This is a genomic window from Echinicola vietnamensis DSM 17526 (assembly GCF_000325705.1).
In the GTDB taxonomy this organism is placed as follows: domain Bacteria; phylum Bacteroidota; class Bacteroidia; order Cytophagales; family Cyclobacteriaceae; genus Echinicola; species Echinicola vietnamensis.
This window is the reverse complement of record NC_019904.1, coordinates 479,706-497,522: the sequence shown is the minus strand read 5'-3', so window position 1 is coordinate 497,522 and position 17,817 is coordinate 479,706. Positions and strand designations below refer to the sequence as shown.

The 17,817-nt window shown below is 41.7% G+C and carries 13 protein-coding genes; 9 read left to right on the top strand and 4 right to left on the bottom strand.

The annotated features are described in order from the left end of the window. Position 1: 1 nt before the first annotated feature. Together ECHVI_RS02205 and ECHVI_RS02200 are read right to left on the bottom strand one after the other, a co-directional pair. A complete protein-coding gene (locus ECHVI_RS02205) occupies positions 2 to 724 on the bottom strand; it encodes a tetratricopeptide repeat protein (RefSeq protein WP_015264307.1) in 723 nt (240 codons plus the stop codon). Then, positions 711 to 1,268 (bottom strand): RNA polymerase sigma factor, encoded by a 558-nt coding sequence (locus tag ECHVI_RS02200; RefSeq protein WP_015264306.1) that lies wholly within the window; start codon positions 1,266 to 1,268, stop codon positions 711 to 713. The genes ECHVI_RS02205 and ECHVI_RS02200 overlap by 14 nt, the downstream gene beginning before the upstream one ends. Positions 1,269 to 1,467: 199 nt before the next feature. Here ECHVI_RS02200 and ECHVI_RS02190 point away from each other — a divergent pair, with 199 nt between their 5' ends. The 9 genes from ECHVI_RS02190 (at position 1,468) to ECHVI_RS22865 (ending at position 13,909) form a co-directional block, all read left to right on the top strand. Next, positions 1,468 to 2,010 (top strand): outer membrane beta-barrel protein, encoded by a 543-nt coding sequence (locus ECHVI_RS02190; RefSeq protein ID WP_015264305.1) that lies wholly within the window; start codon positions 1,468 to 1,470, stop codon positions 2,008 to 2,010. Between the two features lie 17 nt (positions 2,011 to 2,027). Next, a complete protein-coding gene (locus tag ECHVI_RS02185) occupies positions 2,028 to 3,311 on the top strand; it encodes a hypothetical protein (protein ID WP_217189913.1) in 1,284 nt (427 codons plus the stop codon). Positions 3,312 to 3,431: 120 nt separating this feature from the next. Continuing rightward, the gene (locus ECHVI_RS02180; protein WP_015264303.1) at positions 3,432 to 3,962 is read left to right on the top strand and encodes a hypothetical protein; all 531 of its coding nucleotides are present in this window, start codon (positions 3,432 to 3,434) and stop codon (positions 3,960 to 3,962) included. 47 nt (positions 3,963 to 4,009) lie between these two features. Next, the gene (locus ECHVI_RS02175; RefSeq protein WP_157501169.1) at positions 4,010 to 5,161 is read left to right on the top strand and encodes a hypothetical protein; all 1,152 of its coding nucleotides are present in this window, start codon (positions 4,010 to 4,012) and stop codon (positions 5,159 to 5,161) included. A 106-nt stretch (positions 5,162 to 5,267) separates the two neighbouring features. Then, positions 5,268 to 5,813, top strand: coding sequence for a hypothetical protein (locus ECHVI_RS02170; RefSeq protein ID WP_015264301.1), 546 nt, complete (start codon positions 5,268 to 5,270; stop codon positions 5,811 to 5,813). Between the two features lie 14 nt (positions 5,814 to 5,827). After that, on the top strand, positions 5,828 to 7,147 hold the full coding sequence (locus tag ECHVI_RS02165) for a hypothetical protein (RefSeq protein WP_015264300.1): 1,320 nt from the start codon (positions 5,828 to 5,830) through the stop codon (positions 7,145 to 7,147). A gap of 29 nt (positions 7,148 to 7,176) precedes the next feature. Continuing rightward, positions 7,177 to 8,139, top strand: coding sequence for a collagen-like domain-containing protein (locus tag ECHVI_RS22870; RefSeq protein ID WP_015264299.1), 963 nt, complete (start codon positions 7,177 to 7,179; stop codon positions 8,137 to 8,139). A 597-nt stretch (positions 8,140 to 8,736) separates the two neighbouring features. Beyond that, positions 8,737 to 10,449 carry a HEPN domain-containing protein gene (locus ECHVI_RS02155; RefSeq protein ID WP_015264298.1) on the top strand — a complete coding sequence of 571 codons (1,713 nt, stop codon included), beginning with the start codon at positions 8,737 to 8,739 and terminating at the stop codon, positions 10,447 to 10,449. A gap of 46 nt (positions 10,450 to 10,495) precedes the next feature. Next, complete coding sequence (locus ECHVI_RS22865) at positions 10,496 to 13,909, top strand: DEAD/DEAH box helicase (protein ID WP_015264297.1); 3,414 nt, start codon at positions 10,496 to 10,498, stop codon at positions 13,907 to 13,909. A 106-nt stretch (positions 13,910 to 14,015) separates the two neighbouring features. On the opposite strand, the gene ECHVI_RS02145 is transcribed toward ECHVI_RS22865, so the two are convergent. Further along, entirely contained in the window at positions 14,016 to 15,836 is a 1,821-nt protein-coding gene (locus tag ECHVI_RS02145; RefSeq protein WP_015264295.1) for a UvrD-helicase domain-containing protein, read from the bottom strand. Positions 15,837 to 15,842: 6 nt separating this feature from the next. Continuing rightward, the gene (locus tag ECHVI_RS02140; protein ID WP_015264294.1) at positions 15,843 to 17,570 is read right to left on the bottom strand and encodes an ATP-dependent nuclease; all 1,728 of its coding nucleotides are present in this window, start codon (positions 17,568 to 17,570) and stop codon (positions 15,843 to 15,845) included. Between the last annotated feature and the right edge of the window lie 247 nt (positions 17,571 to 17,817).

Genomic DNA, 17,817 nt, shown 5'->3' with positions numbered 1-17,817 from the left:
CCTACCGGAGACTTTTCAAGAGCTGGGCAGCTGGGTTGGCCAAGGGGTGACTGGTTTGTTCGACTTTTTGCAAATAGATTTTTGCCTTTGGTATTTGTTGATTGTCCAGGAAGGCGAGGGCCAAGTACCAATGGGCTACTTCGGTATAGCGCCCCTCTAGGGTCCAGTCTTGCTGTTCCAACAATGGAATGGCTTCTTGGGTCCTGTTGGAAGCCATCAGGGAAAGGGCTTGGTACAAAAGGGCATATTCTTTACCGCCATCCCGATACAACTGCTCAAATACAGGAACTGCTTTTTCGTATCGACCTTGGTCATATAGGTGAAATGCGTGTGATTTTAAGTCATTCTCTACATTGTCATCTCCACGGACTACAGGGGCCACCACATTAGGATAAGGCTCAAAATAGGTCGTATAAAGCTGGTTTGGTTGGGAATTGATTATAGTACTGGCCAACCAGGTCAGGCCAATCAATAATACCACCCCTGCAGCAACATACCACCAACGGAGACTGTAAGTCTTTGTGGGATTGTCCAGTGACTGTAAATCTGCCTTCAAATTGGCCCTTTCTTCACGGATAATGGCAGCTTTTAGCTGTTTTTGGAATTCAACCTCTGATGAAAACTCCTTGTCGATAGCCATCAGTTCCTCAAATTCGTGCAGTTGATGGGGGCTGAGACTGTTTTCAAAATATTTTTCGATCAATTCGTTTCTACTGCTTTTCATAAGCTCCCACAATCTCTTTTAATTGTTTTAAACACCTTGATTTTTGACTTTTTACCGTATCCTTTGAATCATAGCGGAGGGTTTGTTGGATTTCATCCAGTTTTTTGCCCTCGTAATAGAATAGGCGTAAAACCTCTCTGCACTTCTGGCCAAGTTTTCGATATGCTGTTTGAAGTAGGATTGCCTTTTCATCCTCCAAGTCCATTCCATACGGATCAATTTCCTCAAATAGGTTGATTTCCTCTATTGGAATGTTTACGTGAGGAGCCTTCCCCTTTTTTCTCGAATATTCCATGAGTTTATGCTTCCCAATAGCGAAAAGGTAGGTTTTGAGACTGCTTTGCAATGTTGCCAATTTTCCACTTAGGATATTTTCGTACAGTATTATGACACTGTCCTGGTAAATGTCCAGGATCATATCCTCTTCCTTAGTGTACTTTTTGGCAAAATCAACAAATTGGGGCTTGTGTATTGTATAAACCTTCCCCAGGTCCTTTTTATTACCGTTACGTATACGTTGAATGAGTCGCTCCTCTTTATTCATTTATGGTAAAATCAGGTAAAAAGTAAACACTTGGTGGCCAAAACTACAATTTTTTTTCATGTACATGTTTACTTTTTCCAACATTTCACATGAAGTATATAAAGGTTCATGTCGCAATCCCTTGAGCTTTAAAAATGTTTGAAGAGAATCAAGCATGGGCCGATCAATCAAGTTCTTTTTAAAGTAAATCACTTTTGTTATGAAAAAATTAATGATCATTTGCGTGTTTTTGAGCGCCTTTACCTTTAACGCCAATGCCCAAAAGGGAGACCTGGGCCTAAATACAGCGGCTATGGCAGGTTTGCCCACTGGTGATTTTGGCGATGCTTATGGTATGGGCTGGGGGGTATCCCTTAAAGGGCTGTACCGTTTGAATTCAGTCGGTCAAGTAACCCTTTCCACCGGCTATTCCCAGTTTGGGCTGAAAGATACCTACGACGAAAACCTAAAAGGATCTTTGGGTATTATACCCGTATTTGCAGGGTATCGCCATCAGCTGGGGGAACTGTACCTCGAGCCCCAATTGGGACTTTCTGTAAACCGCAGTAACCTGAAAGCAGACTTTGGAGATGCCGGGAACTTGTCAGGAAGCGCTTCGGATACTTCTTTCGGCTATGCCGCCTCCATTGGTTATCTATTGGGTGACGTGGATCTTTCACTGAGCTATCAGGGCTTTTCCCTTTCCAGTCAAGGGCTTGGATTCATTGGGTTCCGAGTCGGGTATCAATTTAAACTTAACTAAACCGTATTATGATGAAAATGCAGTATTTATCGGAGGCAAAAATTATTTGCGCCCTTGTGATGGGTTTGTTTTTAGTCCTGACCGCTTGTAGTGACAGCGAGGATGAACAACCTCAGGAGGAAATTCTACCCCCCATTGTGCTGGCCTGTGATTATTTTAATGAAGACCGGGTCTTGGAAAATGATCCTCGAAGACCAGTTGATTATGTCATTGAATGCTGGGCTAACGTTCAGGGAGCCCTTAGAATTAACCCAGGGGTAGTGGTTGCTTTTGAAAAGGACGCAGGGCTATATGTAAACCTTGACAATAATTTGTTCGAAGTAGTGGGGAGACAGGAAGAGCCGGTGGTTTTCACGGGTACGGTCCAACAGAAAGGGCATTGGAGAGGCCTGTTTTTTACCGAAGCCCACAATCTTAACAATACCATAGAGCACACCGTGATCGAATACGCTGGATCACAAAACCTCACGTCCTCTTCTCCGGTTTACGAAGGTTCCCTGGCCTTAAGGGGCGTTTCAGGCACCCCTCCGCAAGCCCTTTCCTTAAGCCATGTAGAAATCCGCAACGGGGGAAGCGTTGGTTTGGACTTTCACGGTGTCAAGACAAATGCCACTGTTTCAGCTTCCAATCTTGTCATTACTGGAAATGAGGGCGTACCCGTGAAGGTGTCCGCAGAGATGGCGCATATATTTGATAATACGTCGTCCTATGCAGGAAATGCATCAGACTTTCTGAACATTACCTCATCCAATTACGAGATTGAAGAAAAGACGGTCACTTGGCAACAATTGGATGTGCCGTACTTGGTGGACAGTAGGGTACAAATTACTACCAATGGCCACTTGACCATAGAGGCAGGAACGGAATTGCAGTTTAGAAGTGAGGCATACCTACAGGTTTCATCTGGCTGGGCAACCGACGCCCCGAGCCTGAAAATCCAGGGTACGGAAAGCGATCCTGTTCATTTGAAGGCCCATAATGGTACCGACTGGGGAGGGATTTACTATGGCTTTACCGAGGAGGACAATGTAATCGAACATGCCGTTATCGAACATGCCAAAGGAGACTTCCCTGTGGGCAATATCCAGAATACTGGAGCGGTCTATATGCATGCCGATCCCATGCTTACCGTTACCAATACCACATTCCAGGACTTGCCCAACTATGCTTTTTTTGCTTATACGGGAGCAAGTTCCTCGCAACCGGAGCTTCCTAACCTTAACAGATCCAGTAACACTTATATCAACGTGGCCAAAGGAGAAGCTGGTTTAGGTTACTTGGGCTGGAACAATAAACCATAATAATTCCAGAAAAAAAGACAAGATTTCTGCCCAATACGATATCTCAAGTATTGGGCAGATCTCTGGTTGCCAGGGATGAAAATATATTCTTCCATATTGATTTAAATAATTATGAAGTTCATGAAACAAAATTATGTAAAAGCAATTTTCCTGCTTGGACTGGGGTTGGCAATGGCCTGTTCAAATGATGATGTCGAGCCTGAAAAGCAAAATGCTTTGGAGGTGGGTGGTTCGATCAGTGGAGTGGTAAATGGAAAAGAGGTGAATTATCCTGAGGTAAAAGTGGTGCTCTATGGTGGCTCCAACACAGTTGGAATCATTGGGAGCGATCAGGTTCACGAAGATACTACCAATCAGGTACGGGTGGTTGTGCCCTTGGAGCCAACTACAGGAACATTTGACCACAGTGATAATGGATTTGATGTGAATTATGAAGTGATCACATTCAATAATGAAAACGGGTATGGATTTAACAGGGAGAAGACCTCCCAAATAAGGGTCACCGATTATAAAGAAATAGGGACCAAACTGGATACCACTTTTTATAGGGTAAAAGGCACTTTTGAGCGTTATGGCATGCGCAACATGAACAGCGAAACCATCAATATCCAAAATGGTGAATTTGACTTCGTCTATGGAATTTGGTTTTAATGTCTCATTTAAAATTGTACGGAAAGAACTTGTTAACCATAACAAAAATGATAAAAACGAAACAACTCATAATATGTCTGATGCTATTGGCCCTTTCCCCGCTGCACTTACTTGCTTGTGGTTATAGTAAGGAGCGGAACAAAACCGATAGCTTGGATACAGAGGAAGCGGTTGAAGAAATGATGGAGGGTTTATCGAGGATGGAGGATTTTGAACCCTCGAAAATTTCCGATATCGAAACCGAAGCACTGGCGCAGGGTATCGATATTGGCATTAAGTCCATTACGATACCCGAGTACCCACGTGGCGATTATATTCCCTTCTCCAATTGCCCACAAGATCAGGTTACGAAATTTGAATTTCGTGTGGAAAACAGGGGGGCAGATTTCGACAAAAAAGGCAAGGGCATCTTCGGAGCCGTCCAGGTCAAAAGACTGGAAGATGGAGCGGTTTTGCTCCAAGAAGAAGCAGTACTTGAATTCAGGGCTTTCACCCCCGGTTGGGTACGTTTTCGCTTTGACCCGATAGACCTGTCCCAACCAGGACTGTATGAAGTCACCGTCGAGTCTTACCTCATTGATCTGTCAGCTTATATCAAAGACAAGTCTTTGAAACCATTGGACACGGACGTGTCGGATAATAAAGTGGTGTACCTGAGCAAGGTCATTGCCCCCGCATCATTGTCGGAAAATTCCTTGCAGGTGTTTGATTTTGAAGGGGCGCAAAGCGGGGTGGATTTGGCAGCACAGGGCTGGAACTACAGCTATTTGCCTGATTCACTGCTAATTTCAAACAAAGGCCTCGGAGGTTCCAAAGCAATTGAAATGCATCTACATCAAGGCGACAAAAACAAGCGAAAACTATTTACGCCCTCGATGGCGATGCCCGAAGCTACGTACCTGGACTTTCAGTTTAAGCTACTGGATGCCCAGTCAGGGAAAAACGTGACTGAAGAATTAATGTCCTCGGAAGCCTTTCAGGCGGAGATTTCACTCCAGAAAATCTGTGCAACAGGAGTAGAGGTGACCGTTAAACACAAGGTCTCCGATGCCCTGGCCACCGCAGACGGCTTTTTTAAATTCCCCAAAGTGCCTGTTCATCGGGACCCGGGAAATTACAGGGAGCAAATAGCCTTCACGAACCTATCCGATTATCCGGAAATTCTATTGGTCATCGACGAGGTGCGCGTACAGCAATGAAAATAAAATGTAGGGATTATGCCTTGTACTTCCCTAAGTAGAAACAAAGACAAAGGATAGAAAAGCGAGATTCCCTACGGACTTTAAAAAAATAATTTATAAACACATGAAAAAGACAATGATTCAAACCCTAATTGGCATGATGGCTCTATGCCTGATGTCCGCCTGCTCGGGCAATGATGAGGACGGTGTCGACCCCATCAATAGCAATGGCGCGCACACTTATGACATTACCTTGGAAGGCGGGGGCAAATTCTCCGGAGAAGTACCCAAGGAAGTGATGGGGACTTATAATCCGGTGATGTTTGTCGAATTCAACGAGGAGGCCAATGGAGAGCTGCTGACGGGAATTCTGGTGGACGCGGGGAAGTTTCAGTTTGGGGCAGGACTTCTCCTGGATGGCAACAAGCGGCCCAGTATAGTGGGTACTGGTCCCGGCCTTGTTTTTGGCGAATGGGGTTCCGAGGACAAATATCGTCCCGTGGGGCCAATAAGTATCAGCCTGAAAGACTACGAGGAGCACCATGTTTCCGCATATGGAAGTGAGGCAACGGCAGCCTCGTACACTTTGACATTTCAGGGGGATTTTAAACTCGGAGATGACGGAGAGGAAGTATTTGTTACAGGAGAGGTTGTCATAGCCGCACCTTAGATTAAACTGTTGAAATGAAAAAGCTAATCGCAAATACATTACTGCTTACGGTTGTCTGGTTTTGTGCGTGTTCCGAAGAACAGAAGCCAGCTCCGCCAGTCGAGGAGGAAGATTTGACCTTGCAGCTTAGTGCCAGTGAAACAACTGTAATGGCATCATCAACGGTTACTTTTAAGGTGATTGCCATGGAAACACAGCAAACGGTCTCAGGAGCTGATATCTATATCGATGGAAATAAGATAAATGGATATCAGCATGTTTTTGATGAAGTGGGTACCCAATCAGTCGTAGCAAAGATACAGGGGTATAGGGATAGTGAGCCGGTGACTATCACGGTTCTGGACCAAATGGCCGAGGTGGATGTTTATGTGCTCGGGGGTGGATATGACGAAGGTTCAGGTGGTAGTAGACCTTTGTATTGGAAAAATGGCGAACCTGCTATTTATAGTCATGAGTCATCTGAAAACATGATTTACAACAAGATGGTGGTGGCAGATAATCAGGTGTATATCGCTGGTGAAAGACAATTTACAAGGGCTATCGCTTCAGCTTTCTATTGGGAAAACGATACCTATGTGGAGTTGTCAGATCCAAATGATTCCGATGATTATGCCATAGCTTACGATATCTGTGTCTCAGAAGGGGATGTGTATGTGGCGGGAATAAAAGCTAAGACAAACAATATGATGGATATTGTGTATTGGGAAAATAGTGGAGAGTCGCCTGTTCATGTAGCGAGTGGTACCTTAGGTCAAACAGGAAATAGTGTGGTTACGGTGTCCGGCGATGATGTGTACGTAGCAGGTGTATTGAATGCTGCGCCCACCTACTGGAAAAACGGTGAAGCGGTTTCACTGGAAGGAACAGGAACGGTGACCGATATTGCAGTGTCTGACCAAGGCGATGTGTATATTTCAGGTCATGGTTCGAATGGAAATGTAACCGTTGCCAAATATTGGAAAAATGGACAAGAGGTTATTTTGGGGACAGGCGAGGGAGATTCGGAAGCTCGTGCTGTTTTTGTGGAAAATGGCGATGTGTACGTGGCGGGGTATGAAAAGGTATTGCATAAGTCGGGTACGGGTACCGTAAATGTGGCAAGGTACTGGAAAAATGGGGAGGCGGTAGATTTGACAGATCGATTATACCGTGCAGAAGCAAACGCCATCTTTGTACTGGATGGAAAGGTATATGTTGCCGGTATTGATTTTGGGAGTTCCGGAAAACCTGTCGCTGCGATGTATTGGGAAAATGGGAAGGCAATACAGTTGTCGCATGACGACCACCGAGGGCATGCAGCGGATATCTTTGTGGTAAAGAGAACACAGGACTGATGATGGCTTGATAAACAAATTATAAGTACATGAAAACGAAATATTATAGTTTGCTTGGAGCATTGTGTCTCATGATAGTTGTTTCTTCCTGTATAGAGGGTGAACAGGGACCGGAAGGGCCGCAGGGTGAAAAAGGTGAACAGGGCGAGCAGGGTATTCCGGGTGTCGATGGGAATAGTTTGCTTTATGGAAATCAGCCACCGGAACCATCTGACGGAAAGGAAGGTGATTTTTATATCGATACCCATAATAGTGAACTGTACGGCCCGAAAACCGCTTTCGGTTGGGGTGATCCCACGGGGTTGCAGGGAGAGCCAGGGAAGGATGGTGAGGATGGTTCCAGGATTTATAGTGGTTCCATGTCACCTTCTCAGAACATCGGGGAATTGGGAGATTTTTACTTCCAAACCACAATAGGTGTACTTTATGGTCCCAAGAGAAGTACAGGATGGGGAAGTGGGGTCAGTCTGAAGGGGCCGCAGGGTGAGCCTGGAACTGCGAATGTGATAGCTTCCAATTGGACGGCCTATAATGTCGACCGCTTATCACCTACTAAGGCGGTGGTGTATGCGTACCTGCCCTCAGCGACCAGAACCCATTTGATAGGCGTCACCGGAGCGAGTTCTTTGTATGACTTTGTTAACAATGAGAATGGTACATTGCTTGTATATCATCGAAATCCAGTGGACGGTCTTTTCTCGTTGCCAAGTTTTCGCCCTATTGGGACATGGGATATAAAATCCAGTCTTTACTGGACCCTAGATGGAACTCAAGGTTGGCAAAACCGCATAATAATTGAGGTCGATAATATGTCCGAAGGGGCATATACCTTCGCCAGCAAAAACTTGGTTTTTGGTACCGATAAACCGGAATTCCGATTTATAATGATTCCCAAAGGGGCAGTAAGCACAGCATTACGTGACAGAAATGTTAGTGGTCTGTCCGAGCTTCCCTATAAAGACGTTAGAAAGCTATTTGGTTTGGGTGATTAATCCTTAATGGTTTTCTGCTAATTAAATAGTAGGCATTGCTCATTTTACCCTCATTGAGTATGGTCTCATTTTTTTTGAATTGGACTTCTTTATGAGCATTAATAATGCTTTCATAGTCTACTTTTTTAAACTGGGGTGGTTGTATATATTTTCAAAAAAGGATGCTTCCATCGTTTTAATTTTGTTTAAAAATAAGAAAAAAATATTCCTGTTGCTCCCTAGGTTTTGAGTAACCACAACCAGGTCAACTCCTGTCCCATTTGAGCCTACAATTACAAAATGTCTGGAGCTTCATAGAACATCGAGGATTTCAAGTTGTTTTGAAACAACTTTGTCAGTCTTCACTTTAACTGCCTTATGAATATGAATAACCATTCAGGGGGAGGTTGATATTCATGGCATTAAATAGGAAGAACAAAGTTAGTTATCAAGGTGCTAAAATGTAATAACGGTGTTCGGTAAATACCAGAGGCTTTTCAAGTCAGATTGTTTTTCAGCAAACAAGGATAAAACATCTCTTTAATTGAATAATCTATTCTTCTCCCGGATAGGATAGAAATCCATCCATTTCTTCCTTGCTGGTAAAACAGCGGGTTTATGGAGAAACACAGTACTTATAAAATCACAAAGGATGACCTTGTCGAAATTCAGCAAAATGTTGAGGCAAAGGCTCTTTTTTGGGTGGAACCAATCCCCTTTGAAGGGAAGACATTTCCGCCTCTTCTATTGGTAGCACTTCCCAATGGAGGAACGTTGTCCATCAAAAGGGCAAGGGAAAAAATCACTGCTACAGATTGTTTTCCTAAGAGGCTGGCCAACCTTGGTTTTTGCCATTTCCAGGGCATGAAGGCAGGAATGAAAAGAGGCGGCCTTTTTCATCTGCTTCACTTTTCCAAAAAGAGACTGGTATCTCCTGGTATTTCCCTTCCTTTTCAAGAAGTTTCCAAATCCCTCTTGGAAAATAAATATGCGGAGTTCTTACTGCCGTTCGATGTATTTGCCCATAAAGCCATAGCCTTCCAGCAAGGAGCCCTTGACTGTTGGGAAAAAAGGGATTTCACCACTGCTGCTTTTATGTTTCACCAAGCAATTGAACTGGGGTTCCACGCATCCGAGGTGTTTGCTTTGGGAAAGGCGAAACAAAGCCATAAGCTCTACAGCCATATCCTCTCTGCTGAGTATTATGCACCTGCCATTGCGGATATTTTTCTGGAGGTAAACCACCAAACCGTTTCTCCCATACCACTTTTGGAAAAAGCCTATCTGGGGGCCAGGTACCGCACCAATTTCAATATTTCCGAAGAAGATATTGCCGACTTACCGGACCTTGTAGAGGAGTTTCTCAGCCGGTTATTTCAGCTTCCCGATTCCTATAAAACTGCTATAACCGCTTTTACTCCTCAACCAGTCCAGTCTCCAACCAAAAAATCAACCGTTATGGAAAGTATCCAAAAGAATACAAGTACCCTGATCAAGTCAGGGCTCAATGAAAACCTTCAATCATTTTTGAAACATCTGGCCAGTAAATTTGACATCGAATATGTCTATTGTTTTGGTATTCAGGCCCGTGAAGCCCAAGGCTTCAGTCCCTTTATGTTTTTCAACTCTTCAGCGGAACCAAGATATGACCTTCTCATTATTTCAGCGGAACCTGACACTTCTCCCATCCAGGAATTCTGTATGGATGCACAGGCATCGGGGATAGGTGTCTTTGCCATTGTTCACCATAAAAAGGAAGTGGACGATGGCCTGAAAAAAGAATCCAGGTTCTTCAATACCATCGTCCAAAATGGGCAATTGTTTTACGGAAATCCTGATGGGTTGGATTTCAAAGTTATCACACCGGATTACAAGTACATCATTCAGGGCATCAGAACCCATTGGGATACAAGAAACAAGAGGGCCTCTCAATACTTTTATGCAGCAGAATGTTCGAAAAACGGATGCCCGGAAGTGGTCATGTTTCTTATCCACCTCGGTCTCGAACAGCTGGCTCTGGGCATCATTTACACTTACATGGGCTATATTCCAAAATTCAGATCGCTTTCCTACCTTTTTTCCCTATGTGGGAATTTTACATCTGGTTTTTCAGATCTTTTTCAAAGTAAAGAATTCCTCGAGAAAGAACTCCTGAAATCCCTGTGTTCCAGCTTCTCCGGTGCCCGGTTCAGATCAGGATACAGGGTTGATCCTTCACATGTTTCGGCAATTTTTGATCGGATCCCCAAACTGAACGATAGGCTTCGAAACCTGCATGAAGAAAAAATCAAACAGTTAGAATTAAATGGAGAAAAGGCAAATTCTGTATAACCAAATCACACCGAAAACCATCTTTCTCTCAATAATAACAAATGCTATGGACAAGGAACTTAAAAAAAGTAATCGCCACTTTGCAATTCCTCTGAAAAGGAAGAACCTGGATGTCGATCTAACAAAATTATTTGAAAAGGTATCCCGGAAAGAAAATATCCACAAAAGTGATATTTGGATCAAATTGGAAACAACCTTGGGTAAGGAAGGACTTTTGCTTAGGGCCGAAATCCATTACAAACAGGAGGCCTTCCTGGTGAAATTTATAGTTTACCCCGACCAACTGGTTATCCTCAGAAACCCAAGATCGGAAACCAAAGGCAACAAAAAGCTGTCCCTCATGGAATATTATGCCATTGAAAGGATTGTAACGGTCAACTATCTTGCTGACATCACCAAGTATTTTAAACATGAACTTTATGAGTTCATGATGAATTTCCCCAAGGACTACAGGATATCTTACGGAGATATTACTCCGACCAGTTATCTTGGTCACATTTATATGCCGAAAACCGGAGCGCATTTAAATGAGGCTATCCATAAAATGGATACCTGGGCAAGACGGGAATCCGATCTCATCATGGGTTTCTGCATCCCTACTTTTTGGTGGAACGAGGGGATACCCTTGCTCTTTCCTTTTCTTGGAAAGACTACCAAGGACAAGGCCAGTATAAAATCGTTCATTTCCATCGACCCGGAAAGACTTGCCCTCTATACCCACTTGCTATCGGAAAGGCAACTGGCACTTTTTGAAATCGCCAACCAACTGAGAAAACTGTCGGATGAGAGCAAGGGAGCCAGGCAGGGGATCTTTAAAATTCCCAATTGCGAGGACGAGCCCTTAATGTTGAAACTCTGGAAAAGGGCTTTTCCGCTTTTGAAAGATGAACCGTTCCTGTACATGTTCAGTAAATCCAAAATGCCAAAGGATAATATAAAACCCGGAAGGAGGGAAATGCATAAGGTCAGTTTCGATGAAACCCCGGTCCGAATTGCATTTCTATTGGAGGAGGAGGAAGACCGGTGGGTATTGAGCCGTAGGGGATATGAAAATGGGAAAATTACCAAGGCCAATGTCTCATTTCCCCGGTTTTGTCCTCTTTTTACCATGGACGATCCACGGGAACCAAAAACCATTAAGGCCATGGGAACTCTTAAGGACATAAGGGTAGGGACATTGCTTTCAAAAGAGCTGCAAATGACCATATACAAACATCCGAAATCCCAAGATTCCTTTTTGGAAAGGTTCCTGCCAACCTTGTGTACCTATTTTCCTGTAGAGGTCAAGATCCCCAAAAAGCTGGGACTGGAGGTGAAAATTGAAATGCTGACAGTAGAAAGTAGGTGGATGGAATTGTCCCAACACCACAGCAAGATCATGTTTGTTCCTTACCTAAAGTACCGTGAAGTGGAAGAGCCGGTGGATGCCCTTCAAGACGGAACCTTGTGGGCCAGGTTTGAAGGGGACGAACGGACTTTACAGATCAGGGACAATAAAGCGGAAAGGAAGCTTCAGGAGCTGTTGCTCGGTCTACATCCATCGTTCAAAGGACATTTCCTTAATGACCATCCAGAGCTGGATATGTCAGTATTTATGGAAGGTTATTGGTTCTTGGATGCATTTTCTAAGTTGAAGGAAGCCGGAGTGGAAATAAAGGGGCTGGAAAAACTCGATGGATTTGATTACCACCCTTACCGTCCGGATATCCAAATGGATGTGAGGGCTGAAAAAGGGTGGTTTGATATTGGTTTGCAGGTCAGGTTTGGAGACAAGCTGTTGGACATGGAACAATTGAGAAATGCGGTCGTCAAACAGGGCGGGAAGGTCAAGTTAAAGGATGGCAAGAAAGGGGTGATCCCAATGGACTGGCAGGACATGTTGAGCGGAATGCTGTCCATGGGACAGGAGAAGAATGGCAAGTTGAGCCTTTCAAAGGTCCATTTTCCCATGGTAGCAAAACTGTACGGAAAGAATGCCCCCAAGGATATCACTGAATGGGTCAAAACAAAAAGAAAGCGATTGGAAAAGCCTGCTGCCAAGGGAAATGTGAAACTTCCGTTGGTTAAGGCAACACTAAGGCCCTATCAGAAAGCCGGGTTTTATTGGATGAAAGCCCTTCAGGAGGAAGAATGGGGCGGGATACTGGCCGATGACATGGGGCTGGGTAAGACCTTACAGGTATTGACCTTGCTGCTCCATACCAAAGAAACGGGAGGAAAGCAGCCCAATTTGATAGTGGCTACTAAAACTTTGCTCTATAACTGGGAGGAACAGACGGCTAAATTCACCCCAAACTTGACCATTTGCAAGTACTATGGGCAATCAAGGAAAAAACTGCAGAAAGAACTGCGCCACCATGACCTGATTATCACTACTTACGATACAGTAAAATCCGATATCCGTTTCTTTGGTAATATGGAATTCCAATACCTCATCACCGATGAAGCCCAGGCCATTAAGAACACAGGCACCGACCGTTATAAAGCCATAAGCTTGCTTAATGCCCAATTCCGGCTGGCCCTTTCAGGTACTCCTATTGAAAACAGTGTAATGGATTTATATGCCCTGATGAATTTTGTCAATCCAGGGTTCTTCGGTACCGAGGCGAATTTCAGAAATATCTTTCTGGAGAAAGGAAGGGTGGACAAATCACCAAGAATGGAAGCATTACAAACGGCCATCAAGCCTTTTATCCTAAGAAGGACCAAGGAAAAAGTGGCCAAGGACCTGCCGAAAAAGACCGAAATGGTCCTGTACTGTGAAATGGAGCCAGAGCAGCGTAAGGCTTATGAAAGTTTACGGAACTATTTCAAGGGAGAACTGGAAGACAAAATCTCCAAAGAAGGACTTAACAAATCCAATCTTAAGGTCTTGGAAGGCCTGATGCGGTTAAGACAGGTTTGTGACCATCCCGTTTTGGTACCGGATCATTATAACTATAAGGGAAATTCGGCCAAGATGGATGCTTTGATGGAACAGATTCTGGAAAAGACCGGAAATCATAAACTGTTGGTTTTTTCCCAGTTTACGGGCATGTTGAAGCTTATCGCAAAGGCACTTGAAAAAGAAGGCATCCAGTATTCTTACCTCGACGGGCAGACCTCCGAGATTTCCAGAAGGAAAGCCGTACAGGATTTCCAGGAAGATGAGTCGGTCAGGGTCTTTCTCTTAAGCCTTAAGGCAGGCGGTTCCGGCTTGAACCTTACCGCTGGGGATTATGTGTTTTTGGTAGACCCCTGGTGGAACCCTGCTGTGGAATCACAGGCCATCGACCGCTGCTACCGCATTGGCCAGGACAAAAAAGTGATGGCCTACCGCATGATCTGCAAAGATACCGTTGAGGAAAAGATCTTGCAGATGCAGGTTGAGAAGAAAGAATTGGCCGCTGGGCTGATTCAAGCTGAGAAAGGATTATTCAAGTCACTGGATACTAGGGGGCTGTTAGAATTGTTTGGATGAGAAATCCAACTATAAATTTGATGAAATATCCATTTAATGGGTGGATTTGTAAAAGGAGGGAATGGATGGTGAGCTTTTGGCTTTTAGTACCAAACCTATTATTCCTTTATAGAAATAAAACACATGGGTCATCTTTAGGTGTCATTATTGTGGTGCGTATTTTTGCTCTTGTTACACTCACTCTTAAATTATATTTATATTTTGTCATATCAGAACTCTTCTTATTTCCAATTACTATTCTGTCTGGATTACTAACGATTTCACGACGCACCCATTTTGGCCAACCCTCAAAAACGATTACTTCATCAAATTGCTTTCCCTTTGCTTTATGCATATTCATTACTATTACACCTTTTTCTGGACTTTGAGATATTGAAAAATGTTCAGCTATAAAAGCTTGCCTCACTATATCAAGGGCATTCCTGTAAAAGCCACTATCCCTCCAATTTTGAGATAACGCTTCCCTGAGTTGTGTTCCTCTATTCAATAATCTAAGATTCTTTGCTTCTAAAGCAATACTTTTAAGTCTTTTACAGTTTGAAGATTCTAAAGTATCTCTAACAGTTAGCCAGTCTTCGTATGGATTACCTGTGAATTTTAATTTTCTGCAATTTTCATATCCTTCAACAATAGCGTTAATAATACTGTTCTTTGGGGTTTTTTCTTTTGCCTTGATTTTAGCATATAATTTGTCAAATGATTTCTGAATTGACGATGCTTCAGCAATATCAGTTTTGGTCGGTAAATCCCCCCCTTTACCATAAAAAAAATTACATATTAACTGAACAAACTGCTCTAAATCATTATCATTACACTTTGGTTGAATTAAAAAAGCTATGACATCAGCAGCTAAAATTGCTCCATGCATATCAATAACAGCATGATGATGAATTGCAGGTAATTTTTGAGTTTTTTGATTAAAAAAGTCTGATACTTGTCGCATTAATTTTTTAGTAGGTACAAGGATAGCCAAAGTCCAGTCCTTTACATCTTTTTCGATTAATCTTTTACGTGCTTTAATTGTTCGTATCTTAAGTTCTGAAAAGGCCTGATTATTATTTGATGGGAAAGTAAATAGTTTTATTCCTTTATAATCGTCTTGAAAATTGCCTTTCAAAATATCATTACCAAATTTAGTAATATCCGTACCCCTACTTCGATGGTTTTCATTTCTTAAATCAAATTCTTTTGGTGAAAAGTGCTTTTTAAAATGATTAATTCTTTGTGGGTCAGCTCCTATGAAATCAAAAATCCTTTGTTCTGAATCTGCCAAGGCAATAATGATACTTCTATTGCCTAAGGATTGTATTACTTTCCATTGTTCGAAGTTTGTATCTTGAAACTCATCCAATATTATTACAGGGTATGAATTAGCTAATAGGTTAAGTATTTTATTACAGTTGTCTAAAAGTGAAAAGGTTAGTTCTGCAAAAAGGCCGAAAGCAATTTCTCCTTTTTCAAATGCAAGTTTCCTAATAGCATCTTTTTCATCCTGTTTCTTCTCTTCTTTTTGTCTATCGCTTAAATTTTTTACTTTGCCATATGCATTTCTAATACTGGATAAGGTAATTGCTTCATTTGAAGGCGTTAAGATGGATACTTTTCTTGGTAGACCCAATAAATATCCATGTGTTTTGATAATTTTCCAAAAATAAGCGTGATAAGTATCAACATTAATTCTCTTCTTTATTTCTTTTGACAATAATGATTGCTCATCAATAGCCTCAATAACTCTTGAAACTGTAGCTCGTGCAAAACTTAAAAAAAGTACATTTTGGTTTTCTTTTAATTTTTCAACCCATTGCCCCGCTTTTAATATAGAAATAGTGGTTTTACCAGAACCAGGGCCACCAATGATAAGCTGATTATGGAAATCCTTAAGAATTCTGTGTTGCTCTTTTGTCAATATAAATTTTTCACTTGACATGGCTTTCTAAAATTCAGGTGATAATTCATACAAATCTTTAATTTCTATACAAACATCACAGAGCCAATCAGGTATTTCAGATTCCTTACATTGAGAAAGGAAATCAGCTATTCCCCAGTTACCCTTTGCCCATAAAAAATATTTCAATAAAGCATGTTCAATATCGTTCTTTGGTTCGGGGTGTTTTTCTATTATATGAGAAGGCCAATCAATTAATTCACAAAATCTTTCCATTGCTTCGATGGTTGTATTCTTTAAAACAAGATTCTCAAAACCCTTTTCCGAATGCATAAATAATTTCTCTACATTGTCTTCAATTAATTTCTTTGCTTCATTACTTTGTTTATCACATAGTGCAAAAACTCTTTTACCAAGACTTCCATACAATTTTGCCAAGGCCGTGATTTTAGACTCGCTACCAGCATCAATTATGCATACTCCCAATGCCTCGAGAGATGAATATTTATCTGGATTTAACTCTGATAGTCTGCGAGCAACTGCTGGTAACGAAGCAGTCTCTGTATGACCTTCTGCAATTATAATTCTTCGTGCTAAAAGTCCTTCACTAAATTTTTGACGGAATTCTTGTCTATACGTTTTTAATTTTATTCCATCTGGCAATTTTACTTCTGATTGCTTTAATATACCTCTATCATCCCTTGAAAGAATAATAGTTTGAGATAAGTGAAATTCCTCAATAACATATGGTGAATGAGTGGAGAATAAAGATTGTGATGAGAGTTTTTTTATTTCATGAATGATATGTTTCTGTGTATAAGGAGGAATTGCAATCTCAGGTTCTTCCATAGCAAATATTACATTTTGCTTTTCTTCTGCTATTTGAGACAACATTGCTAAAACGAGAATATTAATCGTACCTGTACCTTGTCTATAAAAAGGAGCTGCATGCTCTCCTGAACCTGTAGCAATAAATGCTGTAATTATCTTCCTGATATGTTCTCTTGTTAAATTTGATACTTTTAGATGTGGAGTAATGCCCCATTCCTTTGGTACAAATTTTTTAATTGCTGTTTCTATACTCTCTAAAATCCCTGAAATACCTAATTCAGGGTCTGTAGCAACATTAAACTCATTAAGTTCAGTAATTGTGTTTTCCCACATTTGTGGGCGTAAATCTTTTAATCTTAAAATAATATCTAATAGACTTCCCTTTTCTAAACTTAAAGCTCGGGAACCAGTTCTTAAAGTCCTTAGATAAAGAAAACCACATCTTTGTTTATCCTTTTTGGTGAAAGATAGAGGTCTATCATTTTCAGCAATTGTTCTTGAAAAGTAAGTTGAACCTATAAAATCATCTTCTTCCTCTTCATATTGTCCAACAAAAGATACTCTAAGCGCAGCAATAATATTTTCATTATCAATTGATTTTGGAGGTGGTGAAGTGTGTAATTTTTTTTCTTCAATATTCCACCATTCTACATAGTCTTTAAAATGGCTTTGTTGGTCTAAAGATAAATTGGTTATTAAGGATTCTATTTCTATCACTGGATTATCAGTTTCATCATCTGTAAGATATAAACCATTATAAAAATCATGTTCATCAACAACTGGTTTACGGTTCACTCTATCAGGTCCTAAAGTCAAATCAAGCGCTTCAAATATTGTTGACTTTCCAGTATTATTATCACCTATTAATACTACGTGGTCGGAAAAATAAATTTCTGCTGAACTTACTCCTCTGAAATTTTTAATGTTTAATTTTGCAACTCTCATAACAGGCTTACTTTATATGTTACATTTTTAAGTTGTTTCTCGATTGGGCTGGAAAAGAATGCAAGTGTGGAATCGAAGGAATGGTTGTGGGATGGAACTGGACCACTCTTGCTTTTTGTGTTGGCAATCAATATTTATTAGAGCATAGGCAAAACAAAAATCCCCTCAATTTATCGACATCGTTTTGGCTCTGACAGCTTTGTGCTTAATAAATGTATATCTGCAACTCTTTTACGTCTTTATCCAT

Coding starts and splice junctions, on each gene's coding strand:
- ECHVI_RS02205 (WP_015264307.1), bottom strand. CDS start 724: ATGAAAAGCAGTAGAAACGAATTGATCGAAAAATATTTTGAAAACAGT.
- ECHVI_RS02200 (WP_015264306.1), bottom strand. CDS start 1,268: ATGAATAAAGAGGAGCGACTCATTCAACGTATACGTAACGGTAATAAA.
- ECHVI_RS02190 (WP_015264305.1), top strand. CDS start 1,468: ATGAAAAAATTAATGATCATTTGCGTGTTTTTGAGCGCCTTTACCTTT.
- ECHVI_RS02185 (WP_217189913.1), top strand. CDS start 2,028: ATGCAGTATTTATCGGAGGCAAAAATTATTTGCGCCCTTGTGATGGGT.
- ECHVI_RS02180 (WP_015264303.1), top strand. CDS start 3,432: ATGAAACAAAATTATGTAAAAGCAATTTTCCTGCTTGGACTGGGGTTG.
- ECHVI_RS02175 (WP_157501169.1), top strand. CDS start 4,010: ATGATAAAAACGAAACAACTCATAATATGTCTGATGCTATTGGCCCTT.
- ECHVI_RS02170 (WP_015264301.1), top strand. CDS start 5,268: ATGAAAAAGACAATGATTCAAACCCTAATTGGCATGATGGCTCTATGC.
- ECHVI_RS02165 (WP_015264300.1), top strand. CDS start 5,828: ATGAAAAAGCTAATCGCAAATACATTACTGCTTACGGTTGTCTGGTTT.
- ECHVI_RS22870 (WP_015264299.1), top strand. CDS start 7,177: ATGAAAACGAAATATTATAGTTTGCTTGGAGCATTGTGTCTCATGATA.
- ECHVI_RS02155 (WP_015264298.1), top strand. CDS start 8,737: ATGGAGAAACACAGTACTTATAAAATCACAAAGGATGACCTTGTCGAA.
- ECHVI_RS22865 (WP_015264297.1), top strand. CDS start 10,496: ATGGACAAGGAACTTAAAAAAAGTAATCGCCACTTTGCAATTCCTCTG.
- ECHVI_RS02145 (WP_015264295.1), bottom strand. CDS start 15,836: ATGTCAAGTGAAAAATTTATATTGACAAAAGAGCAACACAGAATTCTT.
- ECHVI_RS02140 (WP_015264294.1), bottom strand. CDS start 17,570: ATGAGAGTTGCAAAATTAAACATTAAAAATTTCAGAGGAGTAAGTTCA.